Below are 13830 nucleotides of genomic sequence, written 5' to 3' on the forward strand. Positions count from 1 at the left end.
CATTGTCGGCGACCACATCATCGACAGCGGCCTCGGCGCGACCATGCTCGACCTGATCCGCGAATGGGACGCGCTGAAGCCTGCTCTGAGGCCAGGGCCGCGGCGGGCGGCGGCCTGCCTCTGTCGTCCGTCAGGCTCGAGGCGCCCGTGCAGCGTCCGGGAAAGATCTTTGCGATCGGCCTAAACTATGCCGATCATATCGAAGAGTCGAAGATGGAAACCCCGCAGCGCCAGGTCTGGTTCACCAAGGCGCAGACCAGCGTCAATGCGCCGTATGCTGATATCGAGATCGCCAGGGGCACGATGACGAACGACTATGAGGTCGAGCTCGTTGCGATCATCGGGAAAGGCGGCAAGCATATCGGCGCTGCGGACGCGCCGGCTGCGGTGTTCGGCTACTGTGTCGGCAATGATGTGACCGAGCGGATGTGGCAGCACGCGACGCCGCAATGGTCGCTTGGCAAGAGTTTCGACACCCATGCGCCGTTCGGGCCATGGATTGTCACGGCCGACGAAGTGGGCGACCCGCATACGCTTGGCCTGCGCTGCTTCGTCAACGGCGAGAAGCGCCAGGATTCCAACACCCGCCACCTCGTGTTCAATATCTGGCAGCAAATCGAACATCTTTCGCTTGGCATGACACTTGAGCCCGGGGATGTCCTGTTCACCGGCACCCCTGGCGGCGTTGGTGCCGCGATGGACCCGCGCCAGTTCCTGCAAGCCGGCGATGTTGTGCGCTGCGAAGTCGACGGGCTCGGGCATATTGAGGCGACCATGGTTGCGGAAAGCTGACGCATGGCATTTGATTGCGATGTCCTTGTTGCCGGCGGCGGACCGACGGGTGTGACCCTGGCAATATTGCTTGCGCAGCGCGGGGTTAAGGTCATCGTTGCCGAGAAAGAGGCCGGCATCTATCCGCTTCCGCGCGCCGCCCATATCGACCACGAATGCATGCGCATCCTGCAGGAAGCCGGCGTTGCAGACGAAGTCATGAAGACCAGCCGCGCCGCGCCGCGCGCTATGATTTCCTGAATGCCCGCGGCGAAGTTCTGTTGCGGTTTGAAGGCGCAGACCGCACCGGGGCGGGCGGCTGGCCAGCCGCCAACATGATCCACCAGCCTTCGGTCGAGGCCGCGCTTCGGCGGTCACTGGCGATGCAGGCCAATGCCTCCCTATGTAGCGAATGGGAATTGACGTCTTTCAATGAAGATGGCGACGGCGTATCGGCGCGCCTTTCCGCGCCCGGCGGCGAACGTGTCGTGCGGGCGCGCTATCTGGTGGGCGCGGACGGCGCGCGCTCACCCGTTCGCAAACTCTCGTCGGTCACCTTTGAAGATCTGAACTTCGAAGAGCCCTGGCTGGTGGTCGATGCTTTTCGTCGATGACTATGCAAGATTGCCAACTGCGAACCTTCAGATCTGCAATCCCGGGCGTCCGACGACCTGCGTGCTCATGGGCGAAGGGCGCCATCGATGGGAATTCATGATCCTGCCGGGCGAAACAGCAGACGAGGTCAGCGACGATGCCTTCATCGACAGGCTGCTCGAACCCTGGAAAGTCAAGGGCGCCGTCCGGATCGAAAGGAAGGCGGTCTATACATTCCGGGCACGGATCGCCCGGCAATGGCGAAAGGGCCGTGTTCTGCTTGCGGGCGACGCCGCACACCAGACACCACCATTTGCCGGACAAGGGATGTGTTCGGGTTTGCGCGACGCCGCAAATCTCGCCTGGAAACTTGCCGCAGTGACCTCAGGGAGCGCCGACGACAGGCTGCTTGACACCTATCAGCCTGAGCGCGAGCCGAATGTGCGTGCAACGATCGCGATGGCGATCATGATGGGCCGGATGGTCTGCACAACGAGCAGATGGTCTGCCTTGCTGCGTGACATGAAGTTCAAGCTCGGCCGGATGCTCGGCAAATTGCCCGCCGGACCGCCCGCCTATCCGCCGATTTCCGAAGGGCTGATTGCCGCTGGCAGCGCGGCGGCGGGAAGTTATTTCCCTCAGGCCGTCGCCGCCAACGGCGCGCGTCTCGACGACTGTCTGAGCCGCGACCATTGGCTGTTGTCACGCGCCGATCTGGCTCAGGGAAAGCATCGCGCCCTTCGCCGACCAGCTTGCCGCGTGGTTTGACAAGACCGGAGCGGAAGCCGTCTTGGTCCGTCCGGATCGCTATGTGTTTGGAACCGGACATCCTGAAACACTGAAGCAATCCTGGAACAGGGCGAACGCGCGCGGTCCGGGCGTTGAATAGGCCGGCGCCTGCCAGCGCGAAGCCCGGTTTGCGGTGATGGCGGCCTTCGACTCCGATCAGACTTCAGCGCAGTTGGCTGTCCTTGCTGCCGCGCCGGTTGAAAACGGAGAATCTCGGCTGTTTGTCGCGTACTGACTGGCACGCGACGCACGTGCGCACGCCGGCCAGCGCCTTTCGCCGAGCCAGCGGGATCGTCTCCCCGCATTCTTCACAATCTTCGAGCCCGGGACCCGACGGCGGCATGCGCGCGCGCAGCCGCCAGTTCATCTCTCACGCTGTCGTCGATCTGGTCCTGAACAGCGCCGTCGCGTGCCCATCCACTTGCCATATTCCGCTTTTCCTTTGCCTGCTTCCCGTGTCGTCCATATGGCGATGCGGCGGCGAATTTTCATGGCCTCAGCGCACTGCAACGTACCTGGCAGGTGCGGCAAGTCGTACTTGTCCCGTCTACAGGCGAAGACAGACCCTTTTTGACCTTGGCGCAACACTCACGCAGACGAATTCATGGTTTATCTTTCGCTCGTAGAGGGCGTCGAAGTCCTTGCCGGGCCGGAGCCCGGTAGGACAGCGAGCGACTTGACTGTGGATGTCGCGATCACGGAGCTGGTTCAGAGGCGCGTCGTTCCCTGCGTCTCGTAGATGCGCACAGCCGTTTGATCGCGTGAGTTTGATGCGCAGGATTATGAACGCTCGCTCGCGCATTTTGCCACCGATCTGCACACGCAGGTTAAACTGCTCAGCCTGAAGCTCGGGCGAAACGGCCAAGAGCGCGCCCGCGTTACCTGGGAGCGCATCATCTTTCCGGACGGCGCCTCGGTCGTGATCTCGGAGCCTGCCACTGACGCGGCCGGCGCCGCCGGCCTTGGCGGGCGCACCGATCATGACTGGGACCGGGCATTCGCAGCGGCCGGCGACGAGAGCGAAAGAGATCTTGAACGCGCGGTGCGCCGCGGCGTTTCAGATACCGTCTCGCGTGCAGGCGACCGCGTGGTTGACCAGCAACTTGGTGTCCAGCCGACATTGCGGATTGCGCAGGGCACGCCGGTGCGCGTGCTCGTCACGCGCGACCTGGTCCTTCGTCCGTATCCGGAACACAGCCCCTGAAAGAGGCCCGGAGGCCCGCCTCAGGCCGGGCGCTTGATCTGGTTGCCTTGTTCCGAGGAGCACCACGGTTGGCGCGTGCTGGCGCGCTTCGGCCGCATCGACGCCGCAGAAGGCCGCGATGATGACCGTGTCGCCGACCGCGAAGTGGCGGGCAGCGGCGCCGTTGACGCCGATCGTCTTCGACCCGCGCGGGGCTTCCAGCGCATACGTCTGGATGCGCGCGCCGTTGGTAACGTTCCAGATGTCGACCTTCTCGTGCGGCAGGATACCGGACGCATCGAGCAGGTCCTGATCGATCGAGACCGACCCCTCGTAATAGAGATCGCACTGAGTGACGGTGGCCGAATGAAGCTTGGCCTTCAGCATCGTGAGCAACAAGGGAGGCACACTCCGGTGTTCTGCATGAGCACTTTTGCTCACGGTGAGAATATGGGGTCGCTGCGGTGGACAGCAAGGGGCTTTTGCACCGCGGCACGGGAATCCACAAGCAGCGGTATGTAAAGATTTCCGTTAGACTTGCTTACGCCGGAAAAAGGCGGCCCCAGACGTTACCGCGGGTCATAGAGGCCTGACGCACCCCTCGCCTGTGCCGGGAGAAAGTGTTAACCATTTGTCATGAGCGGCGAGACAGCCGCAGGGGATGACAAACATGCGCACACTGGTTCTGGCAGCCCGTCTGATGCTCGGCAGCGCGGCGATGGTGCTGGCGGCCTGCGCCTCAGCCCGCCGCCGGCACCGGAAACGAGTCCGCCGCCCCCGCCTCCGCCGCCTCCGCCGCCGGTCACCGAAGAACCCGGCGAGCCGCCGATCGACATCGACCGGGGCGCGGGCGACTATCCGGACGACTATTTTGAACTCGAAGACGGGTTCGAAAGCCTGCCGCCGACCTGGCGCCGGTGCGCCGGACATCTAGCGGCGCGCACGGCATTCAGGGAAGATGCCCGCAAGAAGGGCAAGCCGATGTCGGATCTGCTGCCCTACATCGACGTCGCGATCGAGCAGGATGTGCTCATCACGGGAACGGGTCCGGCCCTGCAGGACCGCTATACGCGCATCCAGATCGTGTCGCTCGATCCGGACAGTTTTGGCGTACAGGAAGTTGCCGGCGCGGGGCTCAAGTCCAAGAAAGACACGCGCAACTATGACAAGGAAAGCCGCAGCTGGCTGTCGCGCACCATGATGGGATCGCGCAACGTCACACGTACGCTGATCGCCGACTTCGAAATCTCAAATCCCGACATCAAGACGACCAAAGCCCTGTTCTCGTCGACCTTCCGGTCTGACAATTCGAAGGGCGAAGCATGGGAGACCAACGAGAGCATCGCGGTCTACGCGACACCGTATTTCAAGGTGAGCCCGAACACGACCATTGAGGGCAAGTTCCGCGTCCAGCTGGCGGATGAGCGCCAGGCCGGCGCCGGCGCGAACGTGATGAACGCGCTGCAGACGGCGGCTAACCTCATCGCGCCGACCTCGGCGCTCGTTACCTTCTTCAATGCGCCGGCCATGGTTCAGGCCTCGACCTTCCTCAACACCCAGTCGACCGCGCTGTTCGGCCAGTCGATTTCCGAGGAATCCACCGGTGCCTTTGCGATCCGTTCCTGGACGCCGGATCCGATCCTCGTGATCCGCGCCGACATGCCGCCGCCGGGTGAGATCAAGAAGAGCACCAAGAAGGAAGGCATCGGCAAATGGGTCGTTTATCTCGATCCGCCGATCCCGTCGGTGTTCACGAGCCAGACCCAGTATGGCCGGGGCGAAGTTCCCGGATTACGCAGGCGTCAGCTCGGCTGACATCCTGACGTTCAATGTCGGCACGGACCTGCGGGTTTATGACTATGTGTTTTCGCGGCTCGATCTGAACGACCGGATCACCACACTGAACGAGACCGGCGACGAGAACACGGCCCGCGTGATCTGCACACGGATTTCACGCGGCCTGTCCGAGATCGGGTTCACAACCTTTGATGCGGCTGCCGGCGTCTGGGCCGCATCCGAGTCCGACCAGTTCACACAGGTCGCGCGCGACGCCTTGCACAGTCCGGAAGCCTGCAGCGCCATGGCGCTGTGGATCGACCTGATGGAGTAACAGGCCCTTGCCACCGGCCCTGCCCCCGACCTATTGAGCGGGAAACGCATGCGGGAGCCGGAACGCTTGGAAACCAGACCGGACTTCTCGGTGCTGATCGTCAATTTCAACGGCGGCGACTATGTGCAGGGCGCGCTCAATTCCCTGAAGGCGCAGACGCATCGCTCGTTCGAGGTGATCCTGCTCGACAATGCGTCCTCGGATGGATCGATCGACAAGCTTGATGCAAGCGGCCTGCCGGCCTTCCGGCTGGTGCGCGAGCCCGAGAACCACGGCTTTGCCCGCGGCAACAACCTGGCGGCCGCGCAGGCGCGCGGCACCTGGCTGGCGCTGCTCAATCCGGACGCCGCCGCCCGGCCCGACTGGCTGGCACAGGTGCTGGCCGGCACGCATCGTCATCCGGGTGTCACGAGTTTCGCCTGCACCCAGCTCTGATGCACGATGAGACGAAGCTCGACGGCGCCGGCGACAATTATCTCGCCTTCGGCATTCCCTGGCGGGGCGGGTATCGCCGTCCTGTCGCGGACCTGCCCGCCGAAGGCACCTGCTTTTCCCCATGCGGGGCAAGCGCAGTTTATCACCGCGAGACGTTCATGGCGGCGGGCGGATACGACGAACGACTGTTCTGCTTCTGCGAAGACGTGGACTCGGCTTTCGCCTGCGGCTGGAAGGCGAGGACTGTGTCTTCCTTCCGGATGCGGTTGTTTCACACGCCGGGGCGCGCTTTCCGAAAAAGGTGTCCGGATTTGCCGTCAGATACGGCACGCGCAACCGGCTGTGGGTCTATCTCAAATGCATGCCGCTGCCGCTGCTGCTGTTCACCCTGCCCGGCCATCTGGCGTTGACAGCGGCGATCCTCTTCCGTGGGCTGATGACAGGCCGGTTTGGCGCCGCGATGGACGGGCTGATCCTGGCGGTGAAAGGTCTCGGCCCGGTCTGGCGCGAGCGGCGCATCACGCAGGCGCACCGCACGGCCAGCCTCGGCGCGCTGCTGCGCGCGATGGTCTGGAACCCAATGCATACGATTGCGCGCCGGACAGCGGTAAATCGTAAGACTTAGCGCAGTGTCGGTTACAGAAGCCAGAACCGCCGCCCACTCGTTAAAATCGAGTCTCTCGGGATAGCAACGGCCTGACGCAGACCTTGCGCTTCTCACGAGGCAAAGCGACGACTAGAAACCGTGTCGCCGTTTAGAATCCTGCGATGCTTGGACGACTGCAAAAGATGCAGCGGCTGTCACTGCTGGGGGTAAACCGAGGCCACAAAGAGTTCCAAGACGAATGATGAGTTGGCACGGGCCCTACACACAATCGGCGCTCGGCTTCGCACCAAACTTGCACATGTGGTTGAGCCTCTGTATTCGAAAGGTCATTTAGAAAAACAATCGTTCAGGAACTGTATATCATGAACACCACATGGTGGGCTCACGAATCCGCCGTTATTGATCCTGAGGTCGAGATCGGTGCGCGAACGAAAATCTGGCACTTTGTTCATGTGTTGAGTCAAACGAGTATCGGTGCCGATTGCTCTTTGGGCCAGAACGTGATGGTAGGCCCGAAGGTTTCTGTTGGAAGCGGATGCAAGATCCAGAACAACGTCGCGATCTACGAAGGCGTGACGCTGGAAGATGATGTATTCTGCGGTCCATCGTGCGTGTTCACAAACGTGCTGACGCCGCGTGCATTTGTCAGCCGGAAGAATGAATTTGGTGCGACGATCGTGCGCCGAGGCGCAACAATCGGAGCGAATGCGACCATTGTCTGCGGTGCGCCCAACGGCGCAACGGAACTTGGCGAATACTGCTTCATTGCTGCCGGCGCTGTGGTGACTAAAGATGTTCCCGCATATGCATTGATGGCGGGAGTGCCTGCAAAGCGAATTGGCTGGGTCTCCAAAGCAGGCGAAGTTTTAGGAGCGGACTTGATTTGTCCCCGCCAGGGCGATGCGTACGTGCTGGAAAGCGGAAGGCTGCGCAGCGCTGAATGAATTGAGACTGATGAGAGACAGAACGCTACGTTTGCGCACTGATGTATTGTTCGGTGACGCGGTCTGGATCGCCGTCCGCCAAAACACGTCCATTGTCAAGCCAGATGCAGCGCGAGCACACTCGACGGATCGTGGCCATGTCGTGACTGACAAGCACGACAATTGAGGCCGAATCGAGCAAGTTTGCCATTCGCGCGGCCGCTTTGGCTTGAAATGAAGCATCGCCAGCGCCGAGAATCTCATCTATCAACAGGATGTCTCCTTGGAGATAAGTGGAAATAGCGAAAGCAAGCCGCACGGCCATGCCGCTGGAATAAACTCGCACAGGATAGTCGATGAAGTCGCCGATATCGGCAAACGCAATGATATCAGCAGAGCGGCTCTGGATCTCCAATGCACTCAGCCCCATCACCAAACCACGATAGATGATATTCTCGCGTCCTGTCGCTTCGCCTTCAAAGCCGAGGCTGATATCGAACATACCTTGAATACGCCCGTACACCGACACGATGCCTTCGGACGGAGGATAAATTCCCGCAACCAACCGCAAAAAGGAAGACTTCCCGGATCCGTTACGGCCGACAATTCCGATCCGTTCGCCATGACGAATCTCGAAACTGACCTGATCGAGCGCGCGGACTGTTCGCACCGGCGCCTTCGCTTCAGAGATTCCAAATGGCTTGAAAAGCAACGATTTGAGGCTACGCTGAACGAGCGGGCCAGACGGATAGTCGAGACTCACGCCATCTAGCCCGATATGGGCTGCGCTGATCGTTGCACCGTCGGCCATGGAAACCCGAGATCCTAACTGCTGCTCAAAACTTCAAAGGTAGAAGACAAGACGTTTGCGTTCAGCTGCTAGCCACGCGAGGCTGATTGTCCACAATGCCGCTGAATAGAACAGCACAAGAAGAATGTCATGCTGGCTCGGCGCCAGGCCATTGAGCATCGGATCCCGGAAAATGTCGATTAGCGAGGCAAACGGGTTCAAGTCGGTGAAAAGTTTCAGATTTTCTTTCTCGTAGACTTCACGGGCGATCAAGGCTGGACTGAGATACCACATCAGAAACACTATCAAGCTGACCGCGTGTGAATAATCGCGGTACTTGAGGTTCGCTATGGCACTAATCGTCGCCAGGGGAAGCGCAAGGATGTAAGTCATCAACAAGGAAAGAGGCCAAAAAATCCATGTCCAGGATATTGAAGACGGCGTCGTTGCAGCGATAACCACAGCAGCGGCAATCGTTCCGAACATGAAATTGGCGGCAAGAAACGTGACGGTTCTCATCGGGAAAAGGATGAGAGGCAAGCGCACCTGCTTCAAATAACCTTCAGCCGCCTGAAACGATACAGTACCACCGTTTATGGAGCCGGCAATAAAATCCCAGATCACGAATCCTGTTACAACGTAGGCGATATAGGTCGAGAGCGGCACGTCGAAGATGTTCACGGCCAGAAAGGAAAAAATGAAACTGAAAAGCATGGGCCAGACTATCGCCCACAATATTCCGAGATAAGTGCGCCGATAACGTGATCGCAGGTCCGACGCCACCAGGTGGAACAGAAGGTGCCGGTACCCAAACCATGTGCGAAATTGCCCCAGCGTCGAATCTTCCGACAACTGGTTTCGATAAATTCCTGACACTACTACGACCCATTGTCCGCGAACCAGAACCATTTGATAGTTGAGCCACCCCGCATCCGCAAGCTAAAAGGTCACCACGAACCTCCCCCCCAACTAACTGAATTTTATAACTTTTTTTAACGGAAACAACTTTCGCCTCAGGGCTTGAACTCGGCGCCAATCGGCTCGTATCCGAACTCAGAGCAAAGCCAATTGAAGTTGGTTTCTATGTCAGGCCAAATAGAGCGAAGGTAGCCTTGCTCGTGAATGTCGCGACGCCACTTTTGTACGGAGGACTCGGAAGGGGCGCGCAAGCCATGCATGGATTCTGAAATTTCGCCTGGTACTTGCGCGACTAGGTGAAATTCAGAAAACTTTCTAGCCGGATTCAGTCCGTATTTGGCCTGAATGATTGATTGTAGACTGTCAGGCCCTCTAACAAGGTCCTCATAGCGAATGACGAGATGATTTGCTCGTTTGAGATGGCGCATCGAGTCAATCTCGGCATTCCAGTCGTTCGGTTTGATGTATCGAAATGTACCCATGTGTTCGCTCGTCAATACATCGAATGGATGCCGAACAATATGTATCAGCCCGATATCTTCTGGCACCAGATGCAACGTCTTGTAGCTGTCACTTACTCTCTTGATGACGTGCGTCGAGGCGGCGTCCTCCAACAGCGCAAACGCCTCCGCCGGTGCTTCGCCGGGATGCACGTACGTATCCTCAAAGCACTGCATCATGGCCGACAGCAGGTAAGTTCCGGAACGTCCGCACCCAGCTATGAAAATGCGTCGCTTGTCCTGCGTTAGTCGATTTCCAAATCCAGGCGCGCGCAACTGGCTCATTTCTATGTAGTTGGCGACCCAGGGATGATCCGGCCAAAGCTTCGAGGCACGAATGCCGTGACGTAACGCTTCAGTAAACGATTGATTTTCAAACGCTTCGACGCACCGCGCTACATGATGATACTTCATAAAATCTGACACGCGGACCACATGCTCAGCCAATTCGGAATCGTGCGGATACTCGGCAGCCAATATCGCCGTGTCACGTTCGCAGATCTCAAAACGCTCCGCCTTCCACAGTGCGATGACATAGCGACTGGCGAGGTTTGCAGATCTTTCAATGCGAAGTGCTTGAAAAAGCAAACTAGACGCCATTGACCAATCGCCCTTGGCTTCAGCAGATTCCGCAGCGATGAGCCATTCCCGGAATTGTTGTTGATCAGGCAGGTCCGCCATATTTCCCTCATCGAATTTACTGAATGCGACCTGCGTTTTAGCGAACGGAGACGATGCACCAGATAACGTTCCAAAGCCCGCATCGCGCAAAGATCTGCCGCTTGGACGCATCACTCAGATCCGTTGATATCCCACTGTTGAAAAGGCACCTCAAGATGATCTCTCACGTTTTGGTGTACCGTCCTCTCCTCTAGGCCAGCGCACGAGCTTCTTGTCAGTCGGGAGACCTGAACTCAAAGGTCGAAGTGCCGCTGAAGAGCTCGCGCATCTGTTTTAGCAAGTAGTCGCCGCCCCATAAGCTATCGGGATCGACTGCCACACAGATTCTCCCATTCTTCAGCGTTTCGATGCGCGATTGCAAAGCGCCACATGGAACCCGCCCCACCCTCTTCCTTAGTGCGGCTTCGACTAGGCTCAGTCGGTCGAGCATGGAAGCTGCATTGAACAGTTTTTCAGAGTGTGCAGCCTTGTTGGCCTCAAAGTGTCCCAGCAAGCGATACGCTTCTGCCAACTCCTGCTCGGAAAGCATGCTCTGGGCGTGCAATCCGTCGGGTATTCTATTTTCGTTCGATCCGCCTTCAAGATTTGGATCGAGGCGGGCCGCCTTTCGCATCGCCATAAGTCCTTTTTCAAACCCTAGCCGAACCAATTCGGACCCAAGGCAGATTGGTGCTGCAAGACGAATGACACATCTACGCGATCGGGATCAGCGGGATTGCGCATGAGAATTCTGACTTCATCAGAATTTGTCACGAAACTGACTTTCGCGCTGCATATCTGACCGGCGTACCGGCCATCCGTCGACGAGATAGCGGTATCGCGATCAAAGAATGCAAAAAGCGCATGCTCGATCAGACTACGGATTGCTTCAACGTTGCGCTGTCCTGCAACAGGACGACCGCGGCTGGCGCCAATGCTGAAAAGCTTACCCGATTTAAATCGATGGGTGACGCGCCCATATCCGCTGCGAAGGCTCTCAGGTTCTCCATCGGCAACGACCAGACCTGAGAACCAGATGCGGACCCGCGGCACTGGGGCCACCTTTGCTGAACGAACGTTCATCAACGCGCGCCTGAAGCTCAATACGCCAGCGCGTCCTGAGAGCCAGCTGCGGCTCGCGCGCGTCAGATGCAGTCGCCTCCCACAGCGGCAAACGACTCTGATCGGCGATGGTAGCGATCTGCCTTCTGAGCTTCTGAACTTTACGAAACTCCGCAGAATTCGCCTGCCAAATGTGTTGAATACTCGCTGAGCCGGGACGAATGAGGGACTCTGGTGACTTGGCCACGATCACGGATAGAGTTCGGTTTCCGGGAATGTTGATGAGTGTTGAGCCAAAATCTACAATCTCCCTCACCGAGCTGGGTGAGAGGTGCAAAAGGCATGGCAAGCCTCTGGCCCCGGGAACCACGCGCTCCTCAAGGAAACCAAACAAATCGTCCTCGAAAACAATAATTTCGTCCGCCAGCGGAAGGTCCGTAACCCCGATTCTGCTTGGGGAATGATAAGCAATGCGAACCAGGTGGTCTCACCGCGCGAACTGGCCGATACCACAGTGGACAAGCCCTCAATCAGGTTTTGAAGGGCTGATCCGCGGATATCGAGTTGCCAAGTCCGACTCTCGAAATCAATTTGGCGGGTTGAAACAACTTCCAGCGCTTGTTCCCGAGTGAGTCTGAGAGAGATGCGCACAGGCGACGGCTTCGCACCGCCGCTCAATAGTTCACGCAGTGTGACTCCTGATGTCGTCGAGGGGCGATGGAGAAACGAGAATGTATCGTGCCCGACATCCTTCGCAAATTCGTCCAAAGGATCAGTTGCTCGATCTACATCATTGTCATTGAAAAGTGGCACCACGGGTCGCTGAGGGCGCCCCTCGTCCCCACAAAACAACGGGGAAACGAGAGTGAGCTGGATTGAGCCAACATTCAATTCTCCGGCTTTGCGCATGATCGGAAAGCGATCATCTTTAGACCCACCGTCGGTCTCCCGGCTAGTATCCGAGCTCATCGGCGCAGCCTCGCCTTCCTGTGACGCGAGATCACGCCACGATACAATTCGACCGCGCCGGACACCTCATTTTGCCAGAGGTACTTCTGGTGTTTATCGATCAGGTTGGAGCGAAAACGTTCAGGCCCGCCCAGCGCTTCATCAAACATCAAATCGATTGCATTTGCATAGTCCGCAACAGTACGCAGAGGAATGCTCACTCCAAACCCCTCTTCGGAAATGATCTTGTTCACGTTTACCAGATCGGATGACCCGATCATTGGCGTGCCGGCCGCAATGAACTCATACATCTTGTTGGGCGAAGAGATCGCCGTGTTCTGATCTGTCGCCTGATACGGCATTACACCGCAATCAGCAGACGCTGCCCAAAACAACACGTCGTCCCAGGGCACGAAAGGCAGAAAATGAACGCGCCCTGAAATCCCTAAGTCCTGTGCATGCTTTTTGAACTCTTCAACTTCCTGTCCGAATGTCAGGAAGACCTGGTGGACCTTGCGACTCTTCGCCTGCGCAAGTCCTTGCAACAAGAAATCAATTCGGCGAGCGCGGTTTATTCCGCCCTGAAACAGCATTATCTTATGGTCATCCGGAATCGGAGCTTTTTCGCGGATCCGATCGTAGCGAACTCGGATATCAAATCCTTCTGGCTGAGTGGTAGCGTTTGGGCAAAGCGCCGTCTTTCCCCGAAATGGGGAGTCTCGCTGAACAACTTTCCTGTGTTCCTGATTTATCAAGATGAGACCATCCAGATGACGGACGAGAACTCTCTCTTCTCGGAAAATCTGCTTGGCTGTGTTGTGAGGCACATTTGGCTGATAAGAATAAAGCTCATGTGCATCCAAAATTACTGGGCAGCGTATCCTGCGTTTGATTTCAAGTGCTGCGCGCAGAGTTGGAAAGTCATTCGCCACCACCATGTCCGGCCGCCAGATTTGCTCCGCATAGCGGACGACGCTTTTGTCCCAATAATGCAGAGGGACGCCCGCGGCAGAGCGAACAGGATCGCTGAGAAAATCGGCCGGCGCGCGCGTGGCTTGTCCCAACTTTGAGACCGCGCTCAGCAAAGAATAAAACAGCCCGAGGGGCGCGCGCAAAATCGCTGGCATGGATAGATGAGGCAGCAACTCGATTGCGACCTCAGGCGCCCGAAGGGAAAGCAAGGCGCCTCTGCGCAGTCGACCTGGCCCCGGCGCTAACATCTCAGATCTTATGAGATTATCTTGGCTTCGCTTTCGTCGTGGATCCGTGCGTCCGCGCTGCACGACCTCATTGACGTGGGGCGGCGTTGGAAACAATCCATCTCCTATCGGCGCAAACTGCTCCGGCTCCAGATTGATTGCGACGGTAGGAACCTCCATTGGGGTGCGCTCCCATCGACCTTCAGGTTCCTGAACGTAAAGCACCCGAAAATCGTGCCCGTCCGCCTGCATGGTCTTAATCATCAATGCAATGCGGCGATCTATCAGCCAGTTTTTGTCTAGCATGAGTATGCGCACAATTATTCCTTTCGAAAATCAGC

At 58.1% G+C, this 13830-nt stretch carries 16 protein-coding genes and 2 pseudogenes; 10 read left to right on the forward strand and 8 right to left on the reverse strand.

What is annotated here, in order from left to right; translation table 11 throughout:
• Positions 1-63: 63 nt before the first annotated feature.
• The 4 genes from IPK75_00110 (at position 64) to IPK75_00125 (ending at position 2133) form a co-directional block, all read left to right on the forward strand.
• Positions 64-792, forward strand: a complete 729-nt coding sequence (locus IPK75_00110; protein MBK8196744.1) for a fumarylacetoacetate hydrolase family protein — start codon at positions 64-66, stop codon at positions 790-792.
• Positions 793-795: 3 nt separating this feature from the next.
• Positions 796-1032, forward strand: a complete 237-nt coding sequence (locus IPK75_00115) for an FAD-dependent monooxygenase (protein ID MBK8196745.1) — start codon at positions 796-798, stop codon at positions 1030-1032.
• A gap of 74 nt (positions 1033-1106) precedes the next feature.
• On the forward strand, positions 1107-1385 hold the full coding sequence (locus tag IPK75_00120) for an FAD-dependent monooxygenase (protein MBK8196746.1): 279 nt from the start codon (positions 1107-1109) through the stop codon (positions 1383-1385).
• The gene (locus tag IPK75_00125; GenBank protein ID MBK8196747.1) at positions 1369-2133 is read left to right on the forward strand and encodes an FAD-dependent monooxygenase; all 765 of its coding nucleotides are present in this window, start codon (positions 1369-1371) and stop codon (positions 2131-2133) included. The genes IPK75_00120 and IPK75_00125 overlap by 17 nt, the downstream gene beginning before the upstream one ends.
• Before the next feature lie 184 nt (positions 2134-2317).
• On the opposite strand, the pseudogene IPK75_00130 reads toward IPK75_00125, so the two are convergent.
• Positions 2318-2582: pseudogene (locus tag IPK75_00130) on the reverse strand (DksA/TraR family C4-type zinc finger protein).
• Positions 2583-2968: 386 nt separating this feature from the next.
• On the opposite strand from IPK75_00130, the gene IPK75_00135 reads away from it, so the two are divergent.
• A complete protein-coding gene (locus IPK75_00135; GenBank protein ID MBK8196748.1) occupies positions 2969-3358 on the forward strand; it encodes a TrbI/VirB10 family protein in 390 nt (129 codons plus the stop codon).
• On the opposite strand, the pseudogene IPK75_00140 reads toward IPK75_00135, so the two are convergent.
• Positions 3353-3736 (reverse strand): annotated as a pseudogene (locus IPK75_00140) (aspartate 1-decarboxylase). The gene IPK75_00135 and the pseudogene IPK75_00140 overlap by 6 nt on opposite strands.
• Positions 3737-3973: 237 nt before the next feature.
• On the opposite strand from IPK75_00140, the gene IPK75_00145 reads away from it, so the two are divergent.
• The 5 genes from IPK75_00145 (at position 3974) to IPK75_00165 (ending at position 7433) form a co-directional block, all read left to right on the forward strand.
• On the forward strand, positions 3974-5152 hold the full coding sequence (locus tag IPK75_00145) for a hypothetical protein (GenBank protein MBK8196749.1): 1179 nt from the start codon (positions 3974-3976) through the stop codon (positions 5150-5152).
• Positions 5106-5447, forward strand: a complete 342-nt coding sequence (locus IPK75_00150) for a hypothetical protein (protein ID MBK8196750.1) — start codon at positions 5106-5108, stop codon at positions 5445-5447. The genes IPK75_00145 and IPK75_00150 overlap by 47 nt, the downstream gene beginning before the upstream one ends.
• A gap of 66 nt (positions 5448-5513) precedes the next feature.
• Positions 5514-5882 (forward strand): glycosyltransferase, encoded by a 369-nt coding sequence (locus IPK75_00155; protein MBK8196751.1) that lies wholly within the window; start codon positions 5514-5516, stop codon positions 5880-5882.
• A gap of 121 nt (positions 5883-6003) precedes the next feature.
• Positions 6004-6507: a hypothetical protein gene (locus tag IPK75_00160; GenBank protein ID MBK8196752.1), complete on the forward strand. Its 504-nt coding sequence runs from the start codon at positions 6004-6006 to the stop codon at positions 6505-6507.
• A 344-nt stretch (positions 6508-6851) separates the two neighbouring features.
• A complete protein-coding gene (locus tag IPK75_00165) occupies positions 6852-7433 on the forward strand; it encodes an N-acetyltransferase (protein MBK8196753.1) in 582 nt (193 codons plus the stop codon).
• A gap of 25 nt (positions 7434-7458) precedes the next feature.
• Here IPK75_00165 and IPK75_00170 read toward each other — a convergent pair whose 3' ends face one another.
• The 6 genes from IPK75_00170 to IPK75_00195 form a co-directional block, all read right to left on the reverse strand.
• Positions 7459-8205 (reverse strand): ABC transporter ATP-binding protein, encoded by a 747-nt coding sequence (locus IPK75_00170; protein ID MBK8196754.1) that lies wholly within the window; start codon positions 8203-8205, stop codon positions 7459-7461.
• Between the two features lie 51 nt (positions 8206-8256).
• Entirely contained in the window at positions 8257-9054 is a 798-nt protein-coding gene (locus tag IPK75_00175) for an ABC transporter permease (GenBank protein MBK8196755.1), read from the reverse strand.
• A 161-nt stretch (positions 9055-9215) separates the two neighbouring features.
• The gene (locus IPK75_00180) at positions 9216-10301 is read right to left on the reverse strand and encodes a hypothetical protein (protein ID MBK8196756.1); all 1086 of its coding nucleotides are present in this window, start codon (positions 10299-10301) and stop codon (positions 9216-9218) included.
• 214 nt (positions 10302-10515) lie between these two features.
• Positions 10516-10914 carry a hypothetical protein gene (locus IPK75_00185; protein ID MBK8196757.1) on the reverse strand — a complete coding sequence of 133 codons (399 nt, stop codon included), beginning with the start codon at positions 10912-10914 and terminating at the stop codon, positions 10516-10518.
• Between the two features lie 23 nt (positions 10915-10937).
• A complete protein-coding gene (locus IPK75_00190; protein MBK8196758.1) occupies positions 10938-11363 on the reverse strand; it encodes a hypothetical protein in 426 nt (141 codons plus the stop codon).
• A gap of 944 nt (positions 11364-12307) precedes the next feature.
• Positions 12308-13795 carry a glycosyltransferase gene (locus IPK75_00195; protein ID MBK8196759.1) on the reverse strand — a complete coding sequence of 496 codons (1488 nt, stop codon included), beginning with the start codon at positions 13793-13795 and terminating at the stop codon, positions 12308-12310.
• Positions 13796-13830 lie beyond the last annotated feature (35 nt).

The organism is Acidobacteriota bacterium, from assembly GCA_016712445.1.
Classification (GTDB): Bacteria; Pseudomonadota; Alphaproteobacteria; order Caulobacterales; family Hyphomonadaceae; genus Hyphomonas.

Coding starts and splice junctions, on each gene's coding strand:
- IPK75_00145 (MBK8196749.1), top strand. CDS start 3,974: ATGAGCGGCGAGACAGCCGCAGGGGATGACAAACATGCGCACACTGGT.
- IPK75_00195 (MBK8196759.1), bottom strand. CDS start 13,795: ATGCTAGACAAAAACTGGCTGATAGATCGCCGCATTGCATTGATGATT.
- IPK75_00190 (MBK8196758.1), bottom strand. CDS start 11,363: ATGAACGTTCGTTCAGCAAAGGTGGCCCCAGTGCCGCGGGTCCGCATC.
- IPK75_00110 (MBK8196744.1), top strand. CDS start 64: ATGGGACGCGCTGAAGCCTGCTCTGAGGCCAGGGCCGCGGCGGGCGGC.
- IPK75_00185 (MBK8196757.1), bottom strand. CDS start 10,914: ATGCGAAAGGCGGCCCGCCTCGATCCAAATCTTGAAGGCGGATCGAAC.
- IPK75_00180 (MBK8196756.1), bottom strand. CDS start 10,301: ATGGCGGACCTGCCTGATCAACAACAATTCCGGGAATGGCTCATCGCT.
- IPK75_00150 (MBK8196750.1), top strand. CDS start 5,106: ATGGCCGGGGCGAAGTTCCCGGATTACGCAGGCGTCAGCTCGGCTGAC.
- IPK75_00160 (MBK8196752.1), top strand. CDS start 6,004: ATGCGGGGCAAGCGCAGTTTATCACCGCGAGACGTTCATGGCGGCGGG.
- IPK75_00120 (MBK8196746.1), top strand. CDS start 1,107: ATGATCCACCAGCCTTCGGTCGAGGCCGCGCTTCGGCGGTCACTGGCG.
- IPK75_00115 (MBK8196745.1), top strand. CDS start 796: ATGGCATTTGATTGCGATGTCCTTGTTGCCGGCGGCGGACCGACGGGT.
- IPK75_00125 (MBK8196747.1), top strand. CDS start 1,369: ATGCTTTTCGTCGATGACTATGCAAGATTGCCAACTGCGAACCTTCAG.
- IPK75_00165 (MBK8196753.1), top strand. CDS start 6,852: ATGAACACCACATGGTGGGCTCACGAATCCGCCGTTATTGATCCTGAG.